Source organism: Paenibacillus sp. LS-5, from assembly GCF_056121505.1.
The window spans coordinates 434,259-459,699 of sequence record NZ_JBWAVA010000003.1 but is presented as its reverse complement, the minus strand read 5'-3'; the positions used below and the strand labels follow the sequence as shown (position 1 = coordinate 459,699).

The following is a 25,441-nucleotide window of genomic DNA, read 5'->3' as shown; positions in this document are numbered from 1 at the left end:
TTGTATAGAGTGAGTAATTGCAGTGTTATTGTGCTCGTATCGATGTCTCTTCATGTAATCAAAAAGTATCCAATCATCATTCTTGATAAATATTACTTGCACTCTTTAGATCAATTTGGTATATTAATTTGGTGCGAGTCTATGTTTGTGCTCGTTCCTTGCTCCTGACGTGATTAGGGGCCTCAGACCATAAGGAGGTGAAAATTATGCGCAAATATGAAGTCATGTACATTATTCGTCCTGACATTGAACAAGAAGCCGTTCAAGCAGCAGTCGAAAAATTCCAAGGCGTCATCTCCAACGGCGGAGAAATTACAAAGCACGATGTGCAAGGTAAACGCCGTCTTGCGTATGAGATCAAGAAATTCCGTGATGGCGTTTATGTTTTGGTTAACTTTACTGCAGAACCTGCAGTTGTTACCGAATTGGAACGTCTCATGAAGATTTCCGACGAAGTCATTCGTTATCTCATTACGAACGACGTTGCCTAAGATCTTGACAAGCTTTGTAACGAATCGCTTAAAAGGAGGGGAATGAATTGTTGAACCGTATCATTCTGATCGGTCGGTTGACCCGTGACCCGGAACTTCGTTATACTCCCGCTGGTGTTGCCGTAACGCAGTTTACGCTTGCCGTAGACCGCAACTTTACAGGCCAGAACGGTGAACGCGAAGCGGACTTCATCCCGGTAGTAACCTGGAGACAGCTGGCTGAGACCTGTGCCAATTATTTGCGCAAAGGGCGTCTGGCAGCCGTAGAAGGCCGCATCCAAGTACGGAATTACGAGAATAACGAAGGTAAACGTGTATACGTTACTGAAGTTATTGCCGATAATGTCCGTTTCCTGGAATCCTCGCAGAATCGTGAAGGTGGCAATGCGCCAAGTGGCGGAAATGTACCAGAAGAACCATCCTATGGTGGCGGCGGTAACAGTACACGTGGGAATAACAATAATTCCTCGCGTAACAACAATAATCAAGATCCTTTTTCGGGCGATGGAAAACCGATCGATATATCGGACGATGATTTGCCATTTTAATAAGGAAGGACTGAACTGACATGGCTTTTAAACAAAGAGAAGGCGGAGACAACGACAAAAGACCGGCTCGTCGTGGTGGACGCAACAAGCGCAAAAAAGTGTGCTACTTCACTGTGAACAAGATTACTCACATTGACTATAAAGACACTGAGCTTCTGAAGAAGTTCATCAGTGAACGCGGAAAGATCTTGCCGCGTCGTGTAACTGGTACAAGTGCAAAATACCAACGCGCTCTGACCATTGCTGTAAAACGCTCGCGTCAAATCGCGCTGCTGCCTTACACAACGGAATAGGACGTTTTATGAAGCAGCCGGGTAACCGGCTGCTTTTTGTTATGTCAGGAATACCCTGTTTTCTCAGCAGGCGATTGACGAAGACAAGGGAATGTAGTAAATTACAGGTATCCTATAACTAAAGGGGAAATTTTGATGTTGGTGAGCGTTCTTAACTAAGCAACTTCATATCATCTGACCAATAAGCCGCACAAGGCCGCTGAATAGCTTAAAGCGGACTGTGTTTAAGTATGTCCAGCAGGGATATGCTTGTGCTTCTGGAGGGATGAATGAATTAGTTAAGGACACATGCGAAGCGTCATATGGCCTCTTTACGGCTAATGTTCTCTTTGTGATTAAACCGTGCTCTTGCAGCACGGTTTTTTCTGTCTTCAGGCGGGATTTTCCACAGGGGGAAATGGGCTGAAGCACAAGAGGATAGCAGCAGCGAATGAGGGCAAGGACAGCCGTAGTGGCAGTCTTTGCCCTCTTTTTGCGTTACGGGCAGATCAGAAGCCTATCTGAAAGTTCAGGCAGGACTAGAGGAGGAGAATTAAGAAAATGAATACACAAAGTCAGATTACCTTGCAGTATGAGGAAATAAAAGAAGAGCTGGGACGACATGCTGTATCTTATGAAGGGAAAAAGGCAGTAAGTGGGCTTGCGCCAATGACCTATCTGCCAGCCATTCACAGGGCGTTAGATGAAACTGCAGAGGCGAAGGAGCTTTTGGAAAAAGGGGCAAGTGTACCGATTCCTTCGCTGGAGGGAATGGAGTGGCTAATGTCCCTCTTAGGAACAGGTTATCTGTATAATGAGAAGGATTTTATGGCAGTATCGGTGTTTCTGCAGAGCTGCAGCCAGCTTCGCAAATACATGAAGGCCAAAGAACAGAGTGCCCCCCGGATTGCCTCTTATGCGGCATCCCTAGTGGAGCTTAGCGAGGTAAGGGAGGAGATTGAACGCTGTATACGTCTAGGTACGATTGATGATCACGCCAGCAAGGGACTGGAGCGGGTCAGGAAAAAGTTAGCAGTGGCTAAGGATCGCCTCCAGAGAAAGATTGAAGCTGTCATGGCGAGGCATCAGGGGATTCTGCAGGAGAACCTCGTTAGTATGCGCGGTGGGCGGTATGTGATCCCTGTAAAGCGTGAGTATCATAAACAGGTGAGGGGAGCGGTACTGGATCAGTCAACCAGTGGGCAGACAGTGTTTGTTGAGCCCTATGAGATTGCCTCGTTGCAAGGGGAACTTGAATTGCTGGGGGCTGAAGAGGCAAGGGAAGAGATGCAGATTCTAAGCATGTTGACTGGCCTTTTGGAACAGGAGCAGGGAACACTACGCTTGAATATTGAAATTACAGGCAATTACGATTTTATTTTCGCCAAGGCTAAATATGCGAGGACAATGGATGCAAGAACTGTTGCCCTGAATGACCGAGGTTACTTGAGAATGAATGGGGGCAGACACCCCAAGCTGGAAGGAATGATTCCAGTCAGCCTGGAATTCGGCAATGGATATAAGTCCCTTATCGTCACCGGACCCAATACTGGCGGTAAAACCGTAGTGCTTAAAACGCTGGGGCTGCTAGCTTTAATGGTCCAATCAGGGCTGCTAATTCCTGTAGAGCCTGGCAGCGACTTCACCGTGTTCTCAGATGTGATCTGCGTGATTGGCGACGGACAGAGTCTGACCCAGTCCCTAAGCACCTTTTCAGCACAGATGAAGAGTATTGAAGGGATGCTGAGAGATGCAGGCAAAGGAGTGCTGCTGCTGATTGATGAGCTGGCTGCAGGCACGGACCCCGGAGAAGGCTTCGCACTATCGATTGCAATTCTCGAGGAACTGAACCGTAAAGGTGCTAACCTGATGGTTACTACCCATTTTAATGAACTGAAGGTCTTTGCAGCTTCCACAAGCGGCTTCCAAAATGCGCGAATGGAGTTTGACAAGGATACCCTGCAGCCGCTATACCGGCTTACTATTGGTGAAGCTGGGGAAAGTTATGCCCTGCAGATTGCAGAAAAACTAGGCATCCCTCAGTCCGTTATCCAGCGCTCACAGCAGCTTGTGGAGCAGCAGCTTGAAGTGGACGGAGATAAGAGGTATCGGAACAACTATGACGATTCAGGAAAGGGTAAATCAGACACACATGGATCGGCGGCCGAACGGCTAGAGGAGCCGCCCAAAGGAGAAAAGTATGCTGAGACAGGTCATGGCCAGAAACAAAAGAAGGGTTTTGAAATTGGAGATGCAGTGTATGTGAACTCGCTGGGCAGGACGGGGATCGTCTATGAGACAAGGGATGAAATGGGAATGGTTGGTGTAATGATTCAAAAGCAAAAAATGAAATTTAATCATAAGCGCTTAAAACCATACCTGAGCAAAGAGGAGCTGTACCCTGATGATTATGATTTTGATATTATTTTTGAAAGCAAGGAAACCCGAAAAAAACGCAAACTGATGCGGAAAAAGCATGTTGAAGGTCTTACGATTGTTCATGAGGAGAAGGACCATTAACCGTTGCAGGAAATACTGAAGCCTGCCCTTTGGGGCAGGCTTTTTTCAAAGGAAAATAGTCTTTATAATGGCCCAAAAAGGTACGAAGTTGAATTAATTGCTTCACTTTAGGCTGAATATTGTATATCCTCAATAATGTAGATTATTAAAGGTACAAAGAAAAAAGATAAAAATATTGAATTAAATTTCATTTGGATAGCGCTTACATTGCCAGGAAGGGAAGAATGATATGATTAAACGCAGATATGGCGCGCTGGTGCTGGGGATGGCTATGATGCTGTCCGCTTGCAGTGGTATTAGCTCCGAGCGTCTTTCCTATGGAATTCTTTCGAAGAATACAGCAGAAGTTCCTGTAGCAGGAGGAACCATCACTTACGGCTACTCCTCTCCATTCCAAGGGTTGTTTGATCCTGCTTTTTATGAAGGTGAGGATGATTCCCAGGTGCTGGAGTTCATTACTGAACCCTTGTTTAAGCTGAATGATGATCTGACCACGGTTCCAGGTATTGCTTCCTGGCAGGAATCAGAAGACCACACTGTGTTCACATTCAAAATAAAGGCGGGGATCCATTGGCATAATGGGGATGAACTAACTGTAGAAGACTGGAAATTTGCGCTGGAGACCATTGCAAGCCCGGAGTATTCGGGGTCACGATACTATAGTGTAGAAATGATTAAAGGCGTAGAAGCCTATCATAAGGGAGAAGCCAAAGCAATCAGCGGGATTAAAGTAATTGATCCATATACACTGAGAATAACCATGAATGGTGTTCGTGTGAATGCTCTGGACAACCTGTGGTCTTACCCTATGAATAAAAAGGTTTTTAGAGGTATCGCTGTTAAGGATATGCCGGACAGTGATCCGGTGAGAAAACATCCGGTTGGAATTGGCCCCTTTGAGGTAACGAATATAAAGCCCGGGGAGCTTGTGGAGATGAAGCGATTTGATGATTATTATCAAGGAAAAGCGCTCCTGGATGGTGTGCAGTATAAAGTGTTTAATGATAAGGAAATCCTGAATCTTCTCTATGAGAATCAGGTGGACATGGCTTCAGTCCCGCGTGATGCATATGCCTCGCTGAAGGGTCTCGATCAGGTGGAGGTGTTGGAGTCTCCGGAGCTGTCTTACGAATACATAGGATTCAAACTCGGGTATTGGGATCAGGAAAACCAACATATTGTTATGAATAATCCCAAGTTCGCTGATAAGCGTCTACGGCAGGCAATGTATTATGCACTTGACCGCAAAGGAATTATTGACCAATACTCCTATGGTCTTGGAAACCTTATTGAAACTCCTGTTCCAAGCACAAGCTGGGCGAAGATCCCCGATGCTGATATCAATACTTATGCCTATAATCCGGATACAGCAAAGGCACTCCTCGATGAAGCCGGTTATGTAGATAGAGATGGGGATGGAATGCGTGAGGATCCCAAAGGGAATACTTTTGTAATAAACTATGATGCAATGACGGGTACTACAACCGCTGAAGCAAGAACGCAGGCTATCCTTCAGAGTTGGCGGGAGGTTGGACTGGATGTCCGGCTTAATGGGGGCCGGCTAAAGGAGCTTAATGAGTTCTATGAAGCCGTAGAAAATGACGATCCCTCCGTTGAGCTATTTAATGGAGTATGGGGTTTGGCCAGCGATCCTGATCCCTCCGGTCTATGGAGGGCGACAGATCTGTGGAATTACACACGGTACAGTTCAAAGCGCAGTGAAGATTTGATCCGAGAAGGCGTAGGAATCAAATCCTATGATAAAGAGCACCGCAAGCAGGTCTACTATGAATGGCAAAAATTAATCAATGAAGAAGTACCGATGATCTTTTTTGCCGAGCGCACAAATATTACAGCCGTGAACAAACGTCTGCAGAATGTTCGGGTTAACTCCATGAGTATAATTATCGAACCGCAAACATGGTGGATCAAGGAAAAAGAGTAGGGGAAGCAAAGCTGTTGGAGCCGTTGCCTGGGAAGGCGGACTCTGCAGTTTTGCTTTTTTTTGTATTATTTTTGAATCAAAATGAAGTTTCTTTCGTCATATACATCATGGATGGTAATTAATGCGAGCACTGAAATTGTCGTTATTTGTTGTTTCTTTTTTATCGGCAAGTGATTACAATAGAAATATTGTTCATGCGTCAAAGCCGTTTTCCATGTTTATTCTACAATTAGAATGATCCGAATTCCAGATAGGGGGGAACATAATAACACCGAATCGGGCGAATCCCTAACAGCTAAGAAAAGCACAACCATGACTGCTTGGTGCGCTCCAGGCAAGCATTGTAAATAGATTGTAAGCAATTATATAACTATTCCACCATAAAGAAGGAATCAAAATCATGAAAAAATTCAAAAAAGTGAAGACGAGATATATCGTGATCATTGCTGCACTTGTAGTGATTATCGGTGGAGGTGTACTTTTCCAAAAGCCGCTGGCGGTACTGGCCTTTGATCTTTTCCTGTCGGACCGGGTTGAGAACAAGCTGTCTCAGGAATCGTACCAGCCTCTGGTGAATGATGGCAACACTGCAGTAAAACCTGAACCTGTCGTGTATAAAAGCGACCCGTTTTCTCTGATGCTGCTGGGTACGGACCAGCGTGAAAATGAAACGGCCCGTTCCGATACGATGATCTATGCGGTTATTCGCCCGGAGGATTACAAAATTCTGCTGATCTCTATTCCGCGTGACACCTACACGGAGATCATCGGACACGATGACAATAAAAAGGATAAAATTACGCATGCCTATGCATTTGGAGGCCAGCAGATGGCTAAGGATACACTGGAGAACCTGCTGGGGCATGACATTCAATATTACGCCACTATTAATTTTCAAGGCTTAAAGGATGCTGTGGACGCTATTGGCGGTGTCCCGCTGCCGATCAAAAAAGACATTGTGAACAAAGGCAGGGATCATGAGAAGTTCACTATTGAAGGCGGCAAGTCCAACTATAATGGTGAAGAGGCCCTTAACTATACCCGCTACCGTGAAGACAGTGACTTCAACCGCACGAAACGGCAGCAAGTATTCATTGATGTAGTTGCGAACAAGATGCTTTCCATCAGTCAAATCGGCAATATCCCCGAGCTGCTGGATATCATGGGCGATAACTTCAAGACGGATATTGCACCTTCTACAATTATTAGCCTGGCCAAGAAGTTCATGGGCGGAAAAGATATGGATATTTCCAGTTTTACCGTAATGGGTGAGGGTGAACGCATCGGCGGGGTGTATTATGACATCGTTGATGAAGAAGACCTGACGGAAGCCAAAGCGATGATCGACAACTGGATGAATGCCAGTACACCGGTGGATCAATTAATCGAACCGGGTAAAGCGCAAAATGCACTGGAGCCTGTGGCTACAGCCGCAGCGCAGTAATCCCTCCAAAAATGAATAAGTAATGACAGCAGCAGCCATATGCAATCTTAATGGCTGCTGCTTACTGTTCTCATGTTATAATAAAATGGAACGGATGATTGGCTAAAGACGTATTATTACGGATGGCCCTTGCTTCAAGTTAAGGGTAAGGCATAATAATTCCTTCGGAACTCTTTGAGGAGGATCAAGAGATGAATATTGCGTTTTTTTTACTTCCGAAACAGGAAGTGGCGTGCGTGACCCTAGATTCAACGCTCCGCCAGACTCTGGAACGGATGGAGTTTCACCGCTATACAGCTGTACCGATTCTGAACCGGAATGGGGAATATGCAGGAACAGTAACGGAAGGTGACCTGCTCTGGTATATGAAGGATTCGGGTGGAGCGGTGACATTCGAAAATGCTTCCAAATTTCTGCTGAAGGATGTTCCGCTCAGGATGAACAATCTGCCGGTATCCATTGAAGCGGATATGGAGGATTTAATCAATCTGGCCAAGGTGCAGAACTTTGTGCCCGTTGTGGATGACATGAACCGGTTCATTGGTATCGTCCGCCGTAGTCAAATTATTGAGTATTGTGAGAAGGTTGTTTCACGCCAGTCACAGGAATCGGTGTAAACCTTCTTTTTTGCAATCTGAGGTAGGGATCAAGGCCTGTATTTCCGGCGAGCACGGAATGCGGGCCTTTTTTTGAAAATGCAGCGAGTATCTGCGGGACACCGGACGTCCCGTGTAGCTGGGAATTATTTATGCTATAATGGAGAATAATGCTTTTTGCCGGAGGTAGAGAGACTGTGCCCAATGTGCCGAAGGATTTGGATGTAGCCAAACGCGCCAAGGTAATTGAATGGTTGAAGACCGAAGTTATTGATCAAGTCTCGCGGTTGTTCAAAGCACTCTGGGAAGGCAGCACCGCACGTGTAGGAGACAGTCTGGCAAGCCTAGTTATGAGCTCCTATATTCTAGGGCGCAGACTTGGAATCCCTTATCGCGAACTCGATGACCTGTTGATTGAAAAGCTTAGAAAGCACAGGCAGGAAGGGCATCAATTGGAAGAATGGTATCAGGATATATCTGCGTTAGAAGAACATATGCGTAAGAGGTGAATACTGTTGAAATTTCGCTGGACATCGGTGGCATGGAGCATAGCGTATCTGCTGCTGCTGCTCTCACTATCAACCCCACTGCTCATTATCACTACATTATTTATGATTATCCCGGCAGTTGTACTGTTCACGACACTGAACACGAAGCAGTTTATTCTACATATTCTGCCTGTGCTGCTGATTGTCGGTCTGATCACACCCGTCTATGTCTTGATAGCGGCCTATTTCTTGATACCCGCACTAGTGATGGGACGCTGGTACAAGAAACGTTCCTCAGCGATGTCCACTCTGCTCGCCGGAATGATTACCATTCTGGGTGAATTTCTGTTGCTGTTGCTGGTAGGAACCGCCTTATTCAATTTCGATCTTACCACCTATGTGAATGATGTGCTGCAGATGGTCAATTCACCGCTGTCAGAGCTGGGGGCCAGTAATCCTCTGGTTTCGGAATTAAAGCTCTCCTCGGAGGATGTAAGTACGATTAGTCATATGACCGTTCAGATTATTCCAATGACGCTAATCATTAGCTCTTTCATGATAGCTGTGATCACGCATTCCATTGTCCGTCCTATTCTGAACAGTATGGAATATGCGGTGCCTCGAATGAAGCCTGCCCGTGAATGGAGACTTCCCAGATCGTTCATCTGGTATTATCTGCTGGGTGTTGTGCTTAGCATTGTGTTTGGGGGATCAGACAGCGGATTCATGCCGATGATTTCGGACAATCTGCTGCCGCTACTGCGGATAGGTTTTATCATTCAGACCATCGGTTTCTTGTTTTTCCTGGTCTATGAGCGAAAATGGAGCAAGGTAGTAGCGCTCCTGCTGTCGATTCCTGTTATTCTCATGCCGGGGTTATGGATCATTGGTATAGTCGACCTGGCGTTTCCGCTGCGAGAGCTTGTGACGAAATCGAAACGATAGGGTGAGGGCTCATGCCAAAATTTCTGCAAAAACGCTGGCACGGCTATCATACCGTATGGGCGTTTATGCTGTTGCTGCTGCTGATTATAGCAGTCAGTGTCTATAATTGGGTTATTGGTGTCGCCAGTCTGTTTTTAGCCGGGACCCTCTGCTTTTCCATGCTGCAGGCAGAACTTTCGTTCCGCCGGAATTTGGTGGAATATATTAACGGGCTATCTTTTCGCATCAAACGGGTGGAAGGGGAAGCGGTTGGTATGCTTCCGCTCGGAATTATTCTGTACAGCGAGGACCGTAAGGTGGAATGGAACAACCGCAGCGCCGGTGATATTTTCTCCCGCAAGTCTTTGGTTGGGGATGAAATGGAGGAATTGCTGCCGGAGGTCATGCCTTCTCTTGCCAGCCATGTTCCGCTTAAGAAGGAAGCTTCCAAAGATAGCAGTCTGAAGGACATTCGTCAAGAAATCGCCGTTGACGAACGGTATTATCAGGTAGTGGTAATCCCTAGTGAGCGAATGCTGTATTTGTATGATATTACTGAGCTTGTGGTGCTGCGCGAACGTTACGAAGAAGAGAAGCTCGCGATCGGCATTGTGATGATGGATAATCTCGATGAAGCTGCCCAAGGGATGGACGATCAGCAGCGCACCTCGCTGATCGCCAAGGTGGCCAGCGAGATTACCGAGTGGAGCAAGCAATTTGAAGTATATCTGCGCCGGTTATCTTCGGAGAGGTATCTGATGCTGCTTAATCACCGCAGTCTGCAGGCGCTCGAAGAGAGCCGATTCGTGATTCTGGATGAGGTGCGGGAAATGACCGCTGACCTCAAGGTGCCGATGACGCTTAGTATCGGGCTGGCCTATGGCTCTGAATCAGCCAGTGAGCTGGGAGCACTAGCGCAGTCCAGTCTTGATATGGCACTTGGCCGGGGCGGGGATCAGGCAGCCGTGAAGGCCGGTCAGCGTCTGTCTTTCTATGGCGGTAAGAGTAATGCTGCCGAGAAGCGCACGAGAGTGCGGGCCCGCGTTATTGCCCACGCCCTACGTGATCTGATGCAGGAAAGTGACCGGGTGCTGATTATGGGCCACCGGACGCCGGACATTGATGCTGTAGGTGCTGCGATTGGCCTGCTCAAAGCAGCTCAGATGTACAATGTGGAAGCAAACATTGTGATGGAGACTCCGAACCCTTCGATTACCCGGATGATGGAGCAAATCCGCAGGGATGAGGAATTGAACAAATCTTTTATTTCTACAGAACAAGCACTGCAAGTCATGACGGAACATACCCTCCTGATCGTGGTAGATACCCATAAGGCATCGATGACTATGGAGCCGCGCCTGGTGCAGTATGCCAGCCGGATTGTGGTCGTGGACCATCACCGCAGAGGTGAGGAATTCATCAATGATGCTGTACTGGTCTATCTGGAGCCGTATGCTTCATCTACATGCGAGCTGGTTACAGAGCTGCTGCAGTATATTCATGACAAGATCAAGCTCAGCCCGCTGGAAGCTACGATGCTGCTGGCAGGTATTACGGTGGACACCAAGCATTTTGCGTTACACACCGGATCCCGTACCTTTGAAGCAGCAGGATTTCTGCGGCGGGTTGGCGCAGATACGATTCTGATTCAGCGTATGCTGAAGGAGGATCTGCAGGAGTACATTTCAAAAGCGGAAATTATCAAACATGCCCGGATGGTGTATGATCATATAGCACTGGTTGTAACGGCACCGGGGATGAAGATTCCACAGCTTCTGATTGCCCAGACGGCAGATACGCTGCTGGGGATGACGAATGTGGTGGCATCGTTCGTCATCAGCGAGCGGCCAGATGGCCTCATCGGCATCAGCGCCCGGTCACTCGGGCGGATGAACGTGCAAGTTGTTATGGAGAAGCTGGGGGGCGGCGGACATTTGTCCAATGCTGCCGTACAGCTTGAAGGAACAAGTAAAGAAGCAGAAGCCAGACTGCTTGCAGTACTGGCTGAAATTGAAGCGAAAGAGGGGCTGTTCGAATGAAGGTCATTTTCATAAAAGATGTTAAGGGTCAGGGCAAGAAGGGGCAAGTCAAAGAGGTATCAGAGGGTTATGCAGCCAACTTCCTGCTGCCGCGTGGATTGGTTCGCCCGGCTACGGATGGTAATGTAAAGACTTTGGAGAATCAGGCAGCTGCTGAACAGCGGCGCAAGGATCAGGAGAAAGAGGAAGCCGTTCAGCTGGGCAAGAAGCTGGACGAGCTGACGCTGACTCTGAAAGCCAAAGCTGGTGAAGGCGGCCGTCTGTTCGGTGCCATTACAAGCAAGCAAATTGGTGAAGTTCTGGCCGCTACGCAGGGCATCTCGATCGATAAGCGCAAGATTGAACTGAATGATCCGATCCGCCATGTGGGTACATTTCAGGTGACGGTGAAGCTGCATACTGAAGTAAAGGCTAACCTCACGGTTCAGGTAACGGAGGAGTAAGATGGGTGGAGATCTCTTTTTCGATCGGATTCCCCCGCAGAACCTGGAGGCAGAGCAGGCTGTAATCGGTGCAGTACTCCTGCAGGATGAAGCGCTGATTACTGCGATGGAGCGGGTGAATACCGAAGACTTCTACGATAAACCGCATCAGATGATATTTGAAGCGATGGTGCAGCTCGGAGAAGAGAGCCAGCCGATTGATCTCGTTACACTGACGTCCAGACTACAGGACAAGGGACAGCTTGAGGATATCGGCGGTGTCAGCTATCTGGCGAAGCTGGCGCATGCGGTGCCGACTGCAGCCAACGTCGAATACTATGCCCAAATCATTGAAGAGAAGGCGATGCTGCGCCGCCTGATCCGTACCGCGACGCAGATTGTCAGTGAAGGCTACACTGGCGGAGAAGATGTAGGCGGTATGCTGAGCGATGCCGAGCGGCGGATTCTGGAAATCTCCAACCGGCGCAGCGGCAGCGGATTTATTGCCATCCGTGATGTTCTCATGCAGGTGTTTGACCGGGTAGAGCTGCTTCATCAGAACAAGGGGGGGACTTCTGGGATTCCTACCGGCTTCGTGGACCTCGACCATATGACTAATGGTTTTCAGCGTAACGACCTGATCATTGTGGCTGCCCGGCCTTCCGTAGGGAAAACAGCGTTCGCCCTGAATATTGCCCAGAATGTAGCAGTTAGGGCCAAAGAGACCGTCGCTATTTTCAGTCTGGAAATGTCGGCACCGCAGCTGGTTCAACGTATGATCTGTGCTGAGGCGAACCTGGATGCCAATATTATGCGTACCGGTGACTTCAAAAGTGATGATGACTGGTCAAAGCTGACGATGGGCATTCAATCCTTGTCCGAGGCGGAAATCTATATAGATGACACTCCTGGTATTACAGTTACGGATATCCGGGCCAAATGCAGAAGGCTGAAGAAGGAAAAGGGTCTGGGCATGATTGTCATTGACTATTTGCAGCTCATTCAGGGACGCGGCAAGGGCGGCGAGAACCGCCAACAGGAGGTCTCTGAGATCTCCCGTACCTTGAAGCAGATTGCCCGTGAGCTGGATGTCCCGGTGATTGCACTGTCTCAGCTCAGCCGTGGTGTTGAGCAGCGTCAGGATAAACGTCCGATGATGAGTGACCTTCGTGAATCCGGTTCAATTGAGCAGGATGCCGATATCGTAGCTTTTCTCTATCGTGATGATTATTATAATCAGGATACTGAAAAGAAAAATATCATTGAAATTATTATTGCCAAACAGCGTAATGGCCCCGTTGGTACCGTAGAGCTAGTGTTCCTGAAAAATTTCAACAAGTTCGTCAACTACGAGCGTGCTCATAACGAACCATTTGCAGGTTAGGCAGTTTACGCACAATATCCGAACGATCACACATTTTCTTGTGAGATCGTTCGTTTTTATTTGACTTTGAAAAGTACCGCTGTTACACTGGTTATTGTGCTTTAGCGGGTTAAACCGCAGGGCGTCCGGAGGGCTGCGTACATAAGAAGCGCGTACAGAGCCCATATTACAAGTGGAAACGGCTTCGCTGTCCTAAAGGGACGGCGGGTTTCAGCGGGAAATAGAAGGATAATTTATAGCTTAATCATATAGATTCTTCTATTTTGAAAAATAATGGTGCTAAGCGAGCACCTACGGAGGAATGAACATGTCAACGGTAGTCGTCGTGGGAACACAATGGGGAGACGAAGGCAAAGGCAAGATCACGGATTTTCTGGCAGAGAGCGCAGATGTGGTCGCCCGGTATCAAGGGGGTAACAATGCCGGTCACACGATTCTGATTGACGGGAAGAAGTTCAAACTGAGCTTGATTCCATCAGGAGTATTTTATAAAGAGAAAACTTGTGTCATCGGCAACGGAATGGTCATCAACCCTGAAGCGCTGATTCAAGAAATTAATTATATTCATGAGAACGGCTTTGACACCAAGAATCTGGTCATCAGTGACCGTGCCCATGTCATCATGCCATATCATATGCTACTGGATGCCTTGGAAGAGGACCGTAAAGGCCCTAACAAAATCGGTACTACCCGCAAAGGGATTGGCCCGGCTTATATGGATAAGGCTGCCCGCAACGGTATCCGCATTGCTGATCTGATGGATGCAGAGGAGTTCGAGCAGAGACTGCGCCACTTAATGGAAGAAAAGAACCAGGTAATCACTCAGGTCTACGGAGCAGAGGCGCTGGACGTAGAAGAAATCCTGACTAAATACCTGGAATATGCAGAAGTGCTCCGCGGTTATGTTACCGATACTTCTGTGGTACTGAACGAAGCCATTGATGCTGATTCCCGTGTACTGTTCGAAGGTGCGCAGGGTGTAATGCTTGATATTGACCAAGGCACGTATCCATTTGTTACTTCGTCGAATCCGTCGGCAGGCGGCGTCTGCATCGGTTCCGGTGTAGGACCGTCGAAGATTAAGCAGGTTATTGGTGTAGCCAAGTCTTATACTACCCGTGTTGGGGATGGTCCGTTCCCAACTGAGTTGAACGATTCCATCGGTGACTATATCCGTGAGACTGGCCATGAATATGGTACTGTAACGGGACGTGCACGCCGCGTAGGATGGTTTGACAGTGTAGTTGTGCGTCATGCTCGGCGTGTCAGCGGAATTACCGGTCTGTCCCTGAACTCGCTTGACGTACTCAGTGGCCTGGAAACCGTGAAAATCTGCACAGGCTATAAATACCGTGGAGAAGTCATCACTCATTATCCGGCCTCTCTGAAGATGCTGGCGGAATGCGAAGCAGTCTACGAAGAGCTGCCAGGCTGGAGTGAGGATATCACTTCGGCGAAGACACTGGATGATCTGCCTGCGAACACACGGAAGTATGTTGAACGGGTGTCGGAGCTTACAGGCATTCCGATCTCGATTTTCTCCGTGGGCCGTAACCGTGAGCAGACCAATCAAGTACTGCCAATCTATATCTAAGCCCAATTATATGGATTTACCCTCTAAGGGGCCTCAATGGAGGCTCCTTTTTATATTTTATGGCGATAATCGAGGCACCACTGTTTTTGCGTATACGTTTCTCTGGCAGCGTTCTAGTCAATACTGAAAGGATAGAAGGACCCGAGGCCTGATATTCCTGAGATTGCAAATGAACAGATGCAAGGGAGAGATGAAGATGAAAATGGTAAAGCGCACACTGGCTGTCTGTCTAATTGTGGTGCTGGCGAGCGCACTGTCTATTCTGACTACAGCGTATGTTGTGAATACGTATATTCAATCAGTGCTGGCAAGCTTCGACATTAAGCTGGATGGACCGGAGCCGGGGATCGGCGGATTCATGAAGAGTCTGACCGGTATGAACGCCAAGCCTGCGGAATCAGATACAGCAGAGGATGAAGGAACTGCAGCGCCAAACAGCAATAAAACAGATAAAGATGACGGTAAAAGTGGAGAGAAAACGGTAGAGGAAGATGCCCCTAAGGATGCTCTGCCTGTAATGGGGGAGGCTTCCAGTGAACAGGAATTGGTCATGACACCAGAAGCCATGCTGAATTTGAAGGAGAATCTGCCTGCTGATGACAAGACCAATATTTTCAATATTTTGATGGCTAAGCTGCCCCAAGAGGAAATGCAAAAAATATCCAAGGCCATGGAGGATGGGTTAACAGAGAGTGAAGTCCAGGAACTGCAGCAGGTTATAGGAAAATATGTAGATCCAGAGGAATATGAGACCTTAATGAAAATGCTTACACCAATCGGAAAGGACAGCCCGCAGAATTAAAAATCGTCACTTTTCGGACACGGTAAAGCTGTTTTTACGTCATATTTTTGGAAAAAACCCGCGAATTTCGCGGGTTTTGTTGTGTATAGAAAGTTGAAATTTTTCTCCCGGCTGTGGTACAGTAAAAAAGGACTAAAAGGGGTTAATTTTTTGTAACCTTTTCCGGGTACCTGACAACATGACTATACGTAGTAATGCAAATAGATAAATAGATGCTGCAGCATATAAATAAGGGGACGTATAACAAAGCTTGGCCGCTCTTTGCGGTATGAATGGGCGGACTGAAAGGGAGAGTTTCATGAAGGGATTTAAGTTCATGCGCCGGACGGGGAAGCTGCGGAACGATGACGGACATTCCGCAGCGTCCGGTGCAGCAAGTCAAGAGGGCAGTGACGCTGCCAGTGAGAATGTCTTTCATCCGGAGAACAAACCCCGGAGATTACGGCGGCGTTCCTGGATCGCGGCTTCGGCTGGTCTGTTGCTGCTTGGTGCGTTTTTGGTCGGAGCCGAGAAAAGGTATGTGGCTGCCAATACGGTAACTTACTATAAGGTTCTGGTGAAGGGCGAAGAAATCGGTAAGCTTAGCCAAAAATCTGAGCTGGAACAGCTGTTCAAACAGAAACGTCAGGAGTATCAAGAAAAGTATCCTGAGTCCGTGATGGTGCTGCAAACAGATGGTATTTCTACCGAAGCCGAGAAGGCCTTTAAGCCTGAGATCGACAGCGGGGCGACATTGGACAAGTTGGATGGCATGCTAAAAGCTTATGCGGTAGGGGTGCAATTGACGGTGGACGGCGAGGTACTCGGCATTGTCAAGGATCAGGAGACAGCAGCTGCCGTGTTGAAAGGTGTCAAGGAGCATTACATGCCGCAGGCTGAGGCTACTACAGGGGCTAAGCTCAAGAAAACGGCCGCTTCCAGTTCAGCTAAAGGGTCAACCACCGCTAAAGATAGTGTAGAATCGGCTGATATCCGCGAGCAGGTGTCAATTGTACCAGTCAAAGCTGATCCGAACAAAGTCTTAAGTGTGGAGCAAGCCGTCAATGCGCTTACTGAAGGCAAAGAGGAACCGTTGACGTACACGGTGCAGGAAGGCGACACGATTTCGGGGATCGCCAAACTGTTCGAGACCACACAGGCTGAGATTTTCAAGAACAATCCTACGGTCAAAGAATTGACGCTGCAGATTGGAGACACCCTGCAATTGACAGTGCCCCAGCCTGCGCTTACGGTTGTTACTGTAGAACAGGTTAACGAAGAGGTTGTTACGGAGCCGGATGTGATAGTGCGTACCAGTGATCAGCTCGCAGCAGGTAAGAGCAAGGTAGTCCGTCCAGGACAGACTGGTCTCAAAACGATGCAGTACCGGCTAACCAAAGAAAATGGTCTGGTCGTCAAGGAAGAATGGCTGGGACAGACGGTAGTCAAAGCTTCGTTGCCGGAAGTGGTGTATCGGGGGACCAAGGTGGTCGGGGCAAGAACGTACAAGGAAACCAAGTCTTCCGGAGAAGGAACAGGAATGTTCGCCTGGCCAGTGGTGGGCGCGTCAATTTCCAGCAGCTACGGCGAACGTTGGGGCCGCGTACATAAAGGGGTTGACCTGGTATCCGGCAACCGTACGATCAGAGCAGCCGATGCCGGAACAGTCAGCTTCGCAGGTGTACAGAATGGATATGGCAATGTGGTTATCGTGGATCATCATAACGGATACGTTACGTATTACGGGCATTTGAGCAGAATTACAGTCTCTCTAGGACAAAGGCTAGAACAAGGTGCACCAATCGGAGTCATGGGCAATACTGGACGTTCAACCGGCACTCATCTGCATTTTGAAATTCGCAAGAACGGGGTAGCGATCAACCCTATGAAGTATCTGCAATAATTCATATCTTAACCAGCCGTCCGATTTGATTTCGGGCGGCTTTTTAATTCCAAGAATGCGCATCGTAGGATGTGACACCAGGACAGGTATGCTAAAATAAGAGAATCAATGATAAGTAAGGTTAGAAAGGTGAAGCGGAGCATATGCAGATGGGGACGATTCTGGTAGTAGACGATGAACAGCCTATTGCTGATATATTGAAATTCAATTTGGAAAAAGAGGGCTATGAGGTAATCTGTGCTTTTGACGGAAACAGTGCAGTAGAGCTTGCCTTGTCTAAACGGCCTGACCTGATGCTGCTCGATCTTATGCTTCCCGGCAAGGATGGCATGGATGTCTGCCGTGAGGTGCGCTCAGCTCATCTGGATATCCCGATTATTATGCTTACCGCCAAAGATGGGGAAATTGATAAGGTGCTGGGTCTGGAGCTTGGAGCAGACGATTATGTAACCAAGCCATTTAGTACACGGGAGCTGCTGGCGAGAGTTAAAGCACAGATGCGCCGCCAGCATAAACCAGCGCCTTCGGAAGCTTTGAGTGAACCCCTGGAAAGCAAGCAGGGAGTACAGCATTTTGGCCTGTTTGTAGATACGGACATGTACATGGTTTATAAGGAAGGCGAACCGCTTGATCTGACGCATCGTGAATATGAACTACTCTATTATATGATTCGGCACGCGGGTAAGGTGATGACCCGGGAGCATTTGCTGCAGGCCGTATGGGGCTTCGAGTATTTCGGGGATGTGCGGACCGTTGATGTAACGATCCGCCGTCTGAGAGAGAAAATTGAGGAGAATCCCAGTAAGCCGGAATACATTTTTACCCGGCGCGGACTTGGTTATTTGATGCATAGCCCCAAAAGCGGAGGGTTGTGATGAAGGGACTGTCCTTTTTCCGGACGATACAGGCCAGACTGATTATTATTTATGTGCTGCTGATTCTGATCGCCATGCAGCTTATTGGTGTGTACTTTGTCAGCTCAATGAAGAATTCACTGACTGATAATTTTACTAAGGATCTGAAGGCGCGGGCAGAGATGCTCTCGATTTTGACCGCCGATAAATTCGGCAGTGAGGCCGGAACAGCAGATGAAGAGACCGCTGTAGAAAGTCTGCGGGGGATGGTCAACAATCTCTATATCAATGGAGCCGAGATTCAGGTGCTGGATGCAAGCGGAAAGATTATCACCACTTCCGTCCCTTCGCAAAATGACTATGTCGGGCAGCGCAATACCCAGACCGTGGTCAGCCGCGCTCTCCAGGGGATTAGCGACAATGAGGAGTATATTATTGCGGATGATAATGTGCGCAAGAAGGTAGTCGCTAAGCCTGTACTTTCCGGGGACAAGGTGGTAGGGGCAATCTATATTGCTGCTGATATGAAAGATCTGTATGCCACTATGAGCCGGATTAACAGTGTATTCCTCTCAGGACTGCTCCTGGCTCTGGCGCTTACAGCCGTTCTGGGTGTTATTCTGGCGCATACGATCACGCATCCGATCAAGGAAATGACTCGGCATGCGACGGCAGTGGCTGAAGGCCGCTTCAACCGTAAAATGCCGGTATTCGGCAATGATGAGATTGGCCAGCTAAGCCAGGCCTTTAATTATATGACAGGCCGGTTACGAGAAGCTCTGTCTCAGAATGAAGAAGAGAAGGAGAAGCTGGCCTCTATTCTCGCGAATATGAGTGACGGTGTGGTCGCCACCGATGAGAGCGGCGGGGTCATTCTGATGAATACCCGGGCCGCACATATGCTGGGTTCGGAAGGTCCGCTCCCAGAGGGCGCACCTTTGGATGAGCTGCTCGGTCTGGATCATGAGCAGTCAGGTTCACTTGCTCAGGGAAATGCACAATCCGCCATGCTTCATCTCTTCCCAATGGGAGGAGGAGATCCAAATATTGTGCGGGTGACCTTCACACCGATACACCGGCGGGAAGGCAGAGGCATCGTGGGTACGATAGCAGTCCTGCAGGATGTCACCGAGCAGGAGAACCTGGAAGAGTCGCGCCGTGAATTCGTAGCGAATGTGTCGCACGAGCTGCGGACGCCGCTAACGACTATCAAAAGCTATGTCGAGGCTTTGGATGACGGTGCGCTTGAAGATCCGCAGCTTGCTGTGCGGTTCGTCGGGGTCATCCGCAATGAGACAGAGCGCATGATCCGCCTGGTTACGGATCTGCTGCATCTCTCACGTCTGGATTCGAAGGAATCCAGCCTGCGCATCCAGCAGACCGATATTTCCGAGATGCTGGAGGATGTGGCTGACCGCTTCTCTTTTCAAATCCGCCAAAAACGGATTCACATTAGCACGAGAGTCCGCAAAGAGGTCGAGAGCGCCTGGCTGGACCGTGATCAAATTGATCAGGTGCTGGGCAATCTGGTCTCCAATGCGCTGAAATATACGCCGGAGGGCGGGACGATTCAACTGGAAGCCCTGAAGAATGAAGAGGGAATGCTGGCCGTATCGGTCCGGGATTCCGGGATCGGCATACCCAAGAAGGACATTGAACGCATCTTTGAGCGTTTCTATAGAGTGGACAAGGCACGTTCCCGCAATATGGGTGGAACAGGTCTGGGACTGTCCATTGCCCGGGAAATTGTCAAGGCGCACGGCGGCTCGATATCTCTTCAATCCGAGCTGAATGAGGGCTCCCTGGTTACCTTTACACTGCCATTGAAGCAGGATAGGGGGAGTGAGTGATGAAGGAAAAAGTGAAATCATGGATTCTCGCACTCCTAGTATTCGGGAGTCTTGTAGAGAGCTATTATCTGATCTACCGGCTGCCTGGCAGCGATTCAGCAGTCATGTCGGAGAATTTATATGTGAAGACGGACAATATGGGGCCGGAGGAGAAGGTCGAAAACCTGCTCTACCCAGATAAAATGATCATTCATAGGGGAGAGGGCAAGCATACGCTCTTTTATCCCAATACCACTTTTTACAATCTCATCCTTAACCGTTTGAAAGGCCGGAACTTTGAGAGCTTTCAAAGGCGGTCCGTACAAGACTTCGACTGGGATAAAATCCGGAATGACAATCCGGGCATTGAGCTGTCATTTGGAGCAGGCATCCCCGTAACCCTGCTACAGAGGGTCATGCAGTTGTCACCTGATTCCCTGTTTGAAGGGGAGAGTATTGACAGGATTTGGATTTACAATATGAAGAATGATTCCAAAGCTCATGCTGTTTTCTTCAGTACCCGTGGCGACATTGTCTATGAAGCAGCCAAGGCTGACCTTACCGTACAGGATGTGCAGCAGCATGTTGACTTCGGCAACAATCTGACCAATTACAAGGCAGTAAATGGTGATTATTATGTACCGGTTGCCAAAGTACCAATGGTTGAAGTCGAAATGCCCTCGGGCATGTATACGATTCAACAGATGCAGAGCAACCTCTTTTTCGATGCAGGCAGTACCCGATATATTCCGGAAAAAGACGGGTCCGAAATCTATACAGACAGCAAACGCAGTCTTCAGGTGGATCAGGAACAGAACTGGATGAGCTATAGTGATCCGGCTGCGCTACCCGCAGGAGAGAGTACACCGGCCAAGGATGCGCTGGAGGCTGTTGATTTTGTCAATGAGCACGGGGGATGGAATGGAACCTACCGGTTGGCGGCAACAGAAGAGGGAAGACAGGAGCGCAAGGTTTCTTTTCAGCAGTTCTATGGTTCTTCTCCCTATGGTTCCTATCCGATTATCAGCCAGCCGAAGCTGCAATACGGAGTAATTAATCTGGAGCTGCAGCAAGGAACCGTATCTTCCTATGAACGTTCTCTGATGTTTGTTGAGGAGGACAAGGCGGTCAAGAGGGTTGTGGATTTATCGTTCGGCCAAAAGCTGGAGAGCCAATTGGCGCAGATTAGCCTGTCCTCCGCGGTGAAGGACTTGACTCCGGTGTATGTACCCTCTGTCAAAGGGGAGAAGCTTCAGCTGATCCCGGTATGGCGGGCTACGCTCGTTGATGGCACCGTGCTTACACTGAATTAGTGTTTTTGCTGCTAGATGAAGAAGCTATATTTATAGGAGGGAAGGTATGGACTGGGGAAGAGCAAAAAATGTGCTGATATACGCCTTTCTGGTATTGAATCTGTTGCTATGCTATCAGCTCTGGATGGATCTGCGTGATCAGGCCAGCGCCAACCTGGATTTCACCTCCTTGTCGCAGGAGACGCAGGCTGTCATGGAAGAGAAGAATATCCGTATTCTGTGTCCAATTCCTGCTGCAACGCCCCAGTTGCCGGATCTTACGTATCATTATTCGGGGGAGGAGCAGAATGAGCCTCCCGTAGAGCTTAAGGAACCGATAGACAGCAAGCTGATCTATTCTTCGTTTACCGAGCTCAGTACTGCGCTGAAGGGGCAGATTCCGGATATTGCTAACTACCGTTTTGATTCACAGGAAAGCGAGGTTGGCAAGTTCGTGCTTCATCCGCTGGTAGACAAGAAGTGGTCATTGTTCAGGGTTAGACTGGAGCTGATCAACAGTGATCAGAAGATTGTCGCCTTTCGGTGGCCGAAGATTGAGATGGTAACCACCGGAAGGGATAGGGATCAGAAGGTGCTTCCGGCATCACAGGCGCTCAGCAGCCTGATTGAGAAGTATTTTCCGGCGAATTCGGTGGTTAAGGAGATTGAGCTGGGATATTACGGCGAGTTATTTAATTCCGAAAGCCAGGTAGCCTCGCCCATGTGGCGGTTCATGCTGGAGAATGGCAACGCCTATTATGTGGATGCCATAAGTGCGGACATAATCAGTCCCAAGACAACAGAGTAGAAGGAGCAGGAGAGAGAATGGGAATATCATTTACAGTGCTGTCCAGCGGTTCTACCGGTAATGTGACGGTGGTACGCAATGGGGAAACGACACTGATGATTGACGCTGGACTAAGCGCAAAACGGATTGATGAACTGCTCGCTATGCGCGAGTTGACTGGACAGGATATCGATGGAATTCTAGTGACGCATGAGCATTCCGATCATATTAAGGGACTTGGAGCGATGGCGCGCAAATATGATCTTCCGATCTATGCCAACACGAACACATGGGGAGCGATTGAGAAGGGTATCGGCACGATTGCCGAACAGAATCGGGTCATTTTGGAGACGGGGCAGCACAGGGATTTCGGCAGTCTGCGGGTGGAGTCATTTGCGATCTCGCATGATGCGGCTGAGCCGGTGGGATATAACTTTTATGATGGCAAAGAGAAGCTGTGTGTGGCGACAGACCTGGGTTATGTCAGCGATAAAGTGCGCGCTGCGATCTCTGATGCTGATGTGCTTGTACTGGAAGCTAATCATGATATTGAAATGCTGAGAATGGGACGTTATCCTTGGAACACAAAGCGGCGGATCCTTGGTGACCTGGGCCATTTGTCGAATGAGGCGGCAGGCGCGGCGCTGAGTGAAATTCTGACCGGGCGGACCAAACGCACGTATCTGGCACATCTGAGCCGGGATCACAACATGATGGACTTGGCTAAAATGTCTGTGCGCGGCGCGATGGAAGACCGGGGCTGTTTTTACAAAGACAATGAATTCAGGCTCTGCGATACCTACTATGACCGTCCTACGCCATGGGATAAGGTGAGCCAGTCATAAGCTGGTCCATTTCTGTAATCTTGCGTTCCAGCTCTTGGCGCGAGAAGAATCCCTTGTCAATCATGAGTTCGATCAGGGCGCTCTGAACCAGAACCAAATGATAGTGTTCATCCTTAAGGTCACCCAATTTACCGATAAAGTGCACGAGATCCATATTTGCCGAAAAAGATTCCAACTTATACCCTCCTTTCCTGTAATAATTTACATGTTTTTTACAGCAGAAAAAACACGGTGTAACATCTGTGTGTGATACAATTAAGCAGGAAGAGCAAGACAGACATTGACTCAATAGTCTTCTATTATTGTAGTCTTTTAAGCTGCAAAATATTCCTGAAAAGTGACAGGGTAACGCTAGCTTGCAAGAATTGTAGACGTCCTATGTGCTTTGCTCCGTACTTATAGGGTGAATTAGTATCATGAAACCTTTTAGTGCTTCCTGGAGTCTAAGAGAAGTTGAGGTATATCCGGGCGTGGTTGCTTGGCGTTCAGGTCTTGAATACCAGTAGCAATAGAGGGGAGAGGATGAACGGTGGGACTGTTTGACGATGATTTCTATTCAACGAAAGTGTCACGGCGCAGCAGCAGAAAGAGTGATGCCTCAAGCGGAGCGGGCGGGTATAAGTGGCCTCGCAGATCGCGGAGGAGCCTGACTACATGGCAGGTAGCCATTATCTGCTCCGTAGTTAGCGCTGTAACAGCGGTGCTTCTGTTCAGTCTGGTGACCGGACAGCTGACCCATGAGAAAGCCGAATCACCAGCAGTAATCGATAAGGTTGCTGTAAGCAGTGGGGATCCCTATGACCGGATTATTCAGGCTGCCGCTCTTGTACGCCCGGCGGTAGTGAGCATAATTAATCATAAGGAAGATAACAAGGAACTTAATATTCTCGATGAGTCTGCACTCGGATCGGGAGTTATCTATAAGAAGGACGACGGCAAAGCATTTATTATTTCGAACAATCATGTTATCGAAGGTGCAAGCAAGCTGGAGGTTGTTACGGTTGACGGTAAGACCCATAAAGCAACACTTGTTGGCGCAGACAAGGTTAGTGATATAGCCGTACTCTCCATAGATGGCAAAGGTATTAATACGATCGCCCAAATCGGTGATTCCTCGAAGCTTCGGCTGGGAGAGACCGTTATTGCTATCGGCAATCCCCTGGGACTTGGAGATACACTGACCTCTGGGATCGTCAGCTATACAGAGCGGACCATTCCGGTATCCCTGAACCAGGATGGTGTGTATGACTGGGAACAGGAAGTTATTCAGACAGATGCCGCCATCAACGAGGGTAACAGCGGCGGGGCGCTGGTGGATCTGGATGGAAAGGTGATCGGTATCAACACGATGAAGATCTCTGACACAGGCGTGGAGGGACTCGGCTTCGCGATTCCGGCCAACCATGTGATGGAAACAGCCGATGAACTCGCATCCAAAGGTAAAATTGCCCGTTCGTACTTAGGTGTATATTCAGTGGATCTCAACAATCCTTATGTGCCTCTGGCAGAAGACCAGCGTAAGCAGCTGAACCTGCCCACCAGCGTGACGGATGGGGTTGTTGTTCTGGATGCGGTTGGACCTGCGAAAGATGCGGGCCTGCAGTTCAATGATGTGATTACGAAGTTCGACGATCAAGCCATTACATCCACGTTGTCACTGCGGAAGTATCTGTACGATCATACCAAGATCGGAGATGACCTCAAAATCACCTTTTACCGCAATGGAGCTATGAAGCAAGTTACCGTAAAACTTCTTGAGAAGCCGGAGGAATAAAAGTCTTAGGGGCAGTATATAATATAGAGGCAGTCACATGAGGAGCGATGCCACCCTGAAAATTATTAATAATTTTTGGGTGGCAGCCGTTTCTAAGCTTGAAAAATGGGGTAAAGGATAGAGCAGGGGTTATAAAATATATAACTTAACCTAACTGGTAGCCCTTACATTGGAAAGTTAGCCTAATTAGTGAAAATAAGGAGAAATTCGGATGTGATAGCTTGCCTTTGTTATAAAGGTGTGGTAACATAAAATTATTCATACAAATGATACCTAATTTTCGTATTGAAAAGGGTTGTCACATGAATTACAGCCTTTCTCAATGTGTGAATTTTTTCTTTGTTTGAAGATAAAAAGAACATATTAATTTAAATTTGTGGAGGTAACACACATGCAAACAGGTACAGTTAAATGGTTCAACGCAGAAAAAGGATTCGGTTTCATCGAAGTTGAAGGCGGAAGCGACGTATTCGTTCACTTCAGCGCAATCACTGGCGACGGCTTCAAAACTTTGGACGAAGGCCAACGCGTTGAATTCAACGTTGTTCAAGGCAACCGTGGACCACAAGCCGAAAACGTTGTAAAACTGTAATAATAGAAGGTCCGTCCCCGCTTGTGAAAGTTGGGACGGTCTTTTTTTCAAATATAAGGAATTATATGCTTCATGCAATATCGGTCCCTTATATTACTCGTGAAACGGTTGCCGTCC

Annotated in this window: 23 protein-coding genes; 22 read left to right on the top strand and 1 reads right to left on the bottom strand. The window is 48.2% G+C overall.

The features are described from left to right. The first annotated feature begins 206 nt into the window (after positions 1-206). The 20 genes from rpsF to AC0MA3_RS07505 all read left to right on the top strand — a co-directional run bounded on the left by rpsF (position 207) and on the right by AC0MA3_RS07505 (position 22,958). Positions 207-491 (top strand): 30S ribosomal protein S6, encoded by a 285-nt coding sequence (rpsF, locus tag AC0MA3_RS07600; RefSeq protein ID WP_054942636.1) that lies wholly within the window; start codon positions 207-209, stop codon positions 489-491. A gap of 47 nt (positions 492-538) precedes the next feature. Next, a complete protein-coding gene (gene ssb, locus AC0MA3_RS07595) occupies positions 539-1,039 on the top strand; it encodes a single-stranded DNA-binding protein (RefSeq protein WP_379155994.1) in 501 nt (166 codons plus the stop codon). 20 nt (positions 1,040-1,059) lie between these two features. Beyond that, positions 1,060-1,332, top strand: coding sequence for a 30S ribosomal protein S18 (rpsR, locus tag AC0MA3_RS07590; RefSeq protein WP_019914552.1), 273 nt, complete (start codon positions 1,060-1,062; stop codon positions 1,330-1,332). A 540-nt stretch (positions 1,333-1,872) separates the two neighbouring features. Continuing rightward, positions 1,873-3,831: an endonuclease MutS2 gene (locus AC0MA3_RS07585; protein WP_474655721.1), complete on the top strand. Its 1,959-nt coding sequence runs from the start codon at positions 1,873-1,875 to the stop codon at positions 3,829-3,831. A gap of 229 nt (positions 3,832-4,060) precedes the next feature. Then, positions 4,061-5,776, top strand: a complete 1,716-nt coding sequence (gene opp4A / locus AC0MA3_RS07580) for an oligopeptide ABC transporter substrate-binding protein (RefSeq protein WP_474655720.1) — start codon at positions 4,061-4,063, stop codon at positions 5,774-5,776. A gap of 400 nt (positions 5,777-6,176) precedes the next feature. After that, positions 6,177-7,220 carry an LCP family protein gene (locus AC0MA3_RS07575; RefSeq protein WP_474655719.1) on the top strand — a complete coding sequence of 348 codons (1,044 nt, stop codon included), beginning with the start codon at positions 6,177-6,179 and terminating at the stop codon, positions 7,218-7,220. A 191-nt stretch (positions 7,221-7,411) separates the two neighbouring features. Further along, positions 7,412-7,837 carry a CBS domain-containing protein gene (locus tag AC0MA3_RS07570; RefSeq protein ID WP_379156007.1) on the top strand — a complete coding sequence of 142 codons (426 nt, stop codon included), beginning with the start codon at positions 7,412-7,414 and terminating at the stop codon, positions 7,835-7,837. A 185-nt stretch (positions 7,838-8,022) separates the two neighbouring features. After that, the gene (locus AC0MA3_RS07565; protein ID WP_474655742.1) at positions 8,023-8,325 is read left to right on the top strand and encodes a MazG-like family protein; all 303 of its coding nucleotides are present in this window, start codon (positions 8,023-8,025) and stop codon (positions 8,323-8,325) included. 6 nt (positions 8,326-8,331) lie between these two features. Next, on the top strand, positions 8,332-9,249 hold the full coding sequence (locus tag AC0MA3_RS07560; protein ID WP_474655718.1) for a DUF2232 domain-containing protein: 918 nt from the start codon (positions 8,332-8,334) through the stop codon (positions 9,247-9,249). 11 nt (positions 9,250-9,260) lie between these two features. Further along, on the top strand, positions 9,261-11,267 hold the full coding sequence (locus tag AC0MA3_RS07555; protein ID WP_379156013.1) for a DHH family phosphoesterase: 2,007 nt from the start codon (positions 9,261-9,263) through the stop codon (positions 11,265-11,267). Beyond that, on the top strand, positions 11,264-11,710 hold the full coding sequence (gene rplI / locus AC0MA3_RS07550; protein ID WP_379156016.1) for a 50S ribosomal protein L9: 447 nt from the start codon (positions 11,264-11,266) through the stop codon (positions 11,708-11,710). The genes AC0MA3_RS07555 and rplI overlap by 4 nt, the downstream gene beginning before the upstream one ends. Before the next feature lies 1 nt (position 11,711). Continuing rightward, positions 11,712-13,073 (top strand): replicative DNA helicase, encoded by a 1,362-nt coding sequence (gene dnaB, locus AC0MA3_RS07545; RefSeq protein ID WP_074086464.1) that lies wholly within the window; start codon positions 11,712-11,714, stop codon positions 13,071-13,073. Between the two features lie 307 nt (positions 13,074-13,380). Beyond that, on the top strand, positions 13,381-14,667 hold the full coding sequence (locus tag AC0MA3_RS07540; RefSeq protein ID WP_379156020.1) for an adenylosuccinate synthase: 1,287 nt from the start codon (positions 13,381-13,383) through the stop codon (positions 14,665-14,667). A gap of 196 nt (positions 14,668-14,863) precedes the next feature. Beyond that, a complete protein-coding gene (locus AC0MA3_RS07535) occupies positions 14,864-15,469 on the top strand; it encodes a hypothetical protein (RefSeq protein WP_474655717.1) in 606 nt (201 codons plus the stop codon). Positions 15,470-15,767: 298 nt separating this feature from the next. Continuing rightward, positions 15,768-17,351, top strand: coding sequence for a peptidoglycan DD-metalloendopeptidase family protein (locus AC0MA3_RS07530; RefSeq protein WP_474655716.1), 1,584 nt, complete (start codon positions 15,768-15,770; stop codon positions 17,349-17,351). A 143-nt stretch (positions 17,352-17,494) separates the two neighbouring features. After that, on the top strand, positions 17,495-18,226 hold the full coding sequence (gene yycF, locus AC0MA3_RS07525) for a response regulator YycF (RefSeq protein ID WP_379156029.1): 732 nt from the start codon (positions 17,495-17,497) through the stop codon (positions 18,224-18,226). Then, complete coding sequence (gene walK, locus AC0MA3_RS07520) at positions 18,226-20,055, top strand: cell wall metabolism sensor histidine kinase WalK (protein WP_474655715.1); 1,830 nt, start codon at positions 18,226-18,228, stop codon at positions 20,053-20,055. Before yycF ends, walK begins: the two co-directional genes overlap by 1 nt. After that, positions 20,055-21,347 carry a YycH family regulatory protein gene (locus AC0MA3_RS07515; RefSeq protein ID WP_379156036.1) on the top strand — a complete coding sequence of 431 codons (1,293 nt, stop codon included), beginning with the start codon at positions 20,055-20,057 and terminating at the stop codon, positions 21,345-21,347. The genes walK and AC0MA3_RS07515 overlap by 1 nt, the downstream gene beginning before the upstream one ends. A 46-nt stretch (positions 21,348-21,393) precedes the next feature. Then, complete coding sequence (yycI, locus tag AC0MA3_RS07510) at positions 21,394-22,134, top strand: two-component system regulatory protein YycI (protein WP_379156039.1); 741 nt, start codon at positions 21,394-21,396, stop codon at positions 22,132-22,134. A gap of 17 nt (positions 22,135-22,151) precedes the next feature. After that, positions 22,152-22,958, top strand: a complete 807-nt coding sequence (locus AC0MA3_RS07505) for an MBL fold metallo-hydrolase (protein ID WP_379156042.1) — start codon at positions 22,152-22,154, stop codon at positions 22,956-22,958. On the opposite strand, the gene AC0MA3_RS07500 is transcribed toward AC0MA3_RS07505, so the two are convergent. Further along, complete coding sequence (locus tag AC0MA3_RS07500) at positions 22,927-23,133, bottom strand: hypothetical protein (protein ID WP_379156045.1); 207 nt, start codon at positions 23,131-23,133, stop codon at positions 22,927-22,929. The genes AC0MA3_RS07505 and AC0MA3_RS07500 overlap by 32 nt on opposite strands. 354 nt (positions 23,134-23,487) lie before the next feature. On the opposite strand from AC0MA3_RS07500, the gene AC0MA3_RS07495 reads away from it, so the two are divergent. Both AC0MA3_RS07495 and AC0MA3_RS07490 read left to right on the top strand, forming a co-directional pair. Further along, positions 23,488-24,732 (top strand): S1C family serine protease, encoded by a 1,245-nt coding sequence (locus tag AC0MA3_RS07495; protein WP_379156048.1) that lies wholly within the window; start codon positions 23,488-23,490, stop codon positions 24,730-24,732. 391 nt (positions 24,733-25,123) lie between these two features. Further along, positions 25,124-25,324: a cold-shock protein gene (locus AC0MA3_RS07490; protein ID WP_019914582.1), complete on the top strand. Its 201-nt coding sequence runs from the start codon at positions 25,124-25,126 to the stop codon at positions 25,322-25,324. The last annotated feature ends 117 nt before the right edge of the window (positions 25,325-25,441 follow it).

Excerpts from the sequence above, each read along its gene's own strand:
- rpsF (WP_054942636.1), top strand. The coding sequence starts at position 207 with ATGCGCAAATATGAAGTCATGTACATTATTCGTCCTGACATTGAACAA.
- rpsR (WP_019914552.1), top strand. The coding sequence starts at position 1,060 with ATGGCTTTTAAACAAAGAGAAGGCGGAGACAACGACAAAAGACCGGCT.
- AC0MA3_RS07585 (WP_474655721.1), top strand. The coding sequence starts at position 1,873 with ATGAATACACAAAGTCAGATTACCTTGCAGTATGAGGAAATAAAAGAA.
- opp4A (WP_474655720.1), top strand. The coding sequence starts at position 4,061 with ATGATTAAACGCAGATATGGCGCGCTGGTGCTGGGGATGGCTATGATG.
- AC0MA3_RS07575 (WP_474655719.1), top strand. The coding sequence starts at position 6,177 with ATGAAAAAATTCAAAAAAGTGAAGACGAGATATATCGTGATCATTGCT.
- AC0MA3_RS07570 (WP_379156007.1), top strand. The coding sequence starts at position 7,412 with ATGAATATTGCGTTTTTTTTACTTCCGAAACAGGAAGTGGCGTGCGTG.
- AC0MA3_RS07555 (WP_379156013.1), top strand. The coding sequence starts at position 9,261 with ATGCCAAAATTTCTGCAAAAACGCTGGCACGGCTATCATACCGTATGG.
- rplI (WP_379156016.1), top strand. The coding sequence starts at position 11,264 with ATGAAGGTCATTTTCATAAAAGATGTTAAGGGTCAGGGCAAGAAGGGG.
- dnaB (WP_074086464.1), top strand. The coding sequence starts at position 11,712 with ATGGGTGGAGATCTCTTTTTCGATCGGATTCCCCCGCAGAACCTGGAG.
- AC0MA3_RS07540 (WP_379156020.1), top strand. The coding sequence starts at position 13,381 with ATGTCAACGGTAGTCGTCGTGGGAACACAATGGGGAGACGAAGGCAAA.
- AC0MA3_RS07535 (WP_474655717.1), top strand. The coding sequence starts at position 14,864 with ATGAAAATGGTAAAGCGCACACTGGCTGTCTGTCTAATTGTGGTGCTG.
- AC0MA3_RS07530 (WP_474655716.1), top strand. The coding sequence starts at position 15,768 with ATGAAGGGATTTAAGTTCATGCGCCGGACGGGGAAGCTGCGGAACGAT.
- yycF (WP_379156029.1), top strand. The coding sequence starts at position 17,495 with ATGCAGATGGGGACGATTCTGGTAGTAGACGATGAACAGCCTATTGCT.
- walK (WP_474655715.1), top strand. The coding sequence starts at position 18,226 with ATGAAGGGACTGTCCTTTTTCCGGACGATACAGGCCAGACTGATTATT.
- AC0MA3_RS07515 (WP_379156036.1), top strand. The coding sequence starts at position 20,055 with ATGAAGGAAAAAGTGAAATCATGGATTCTCGCACTCCTAGTATTCGGG.
- yycI (WP_379156039.1), top strand. The coding sequence starts at position 21,394 with ATGGACTGGGGAAGAGCAAAAAATGTGCTGATATACGCCTTTCTGGTA.
- AC0MA3_RS07505 (WP_379156042.1), top strand. The coding sequence starts at position 22,152 with ATGGGAATATCATTTACAGTGCTGTCCAGCGGTTCTACCGGTAATGTG.
- AC0MA3_RS07490 (WP_019914582.1), top strand. The coding sequence starts at position 25,124 with ATGCAAACAGGTACAGTTAAATGGTTCAACGCAGAAAAAGGATTCGGT.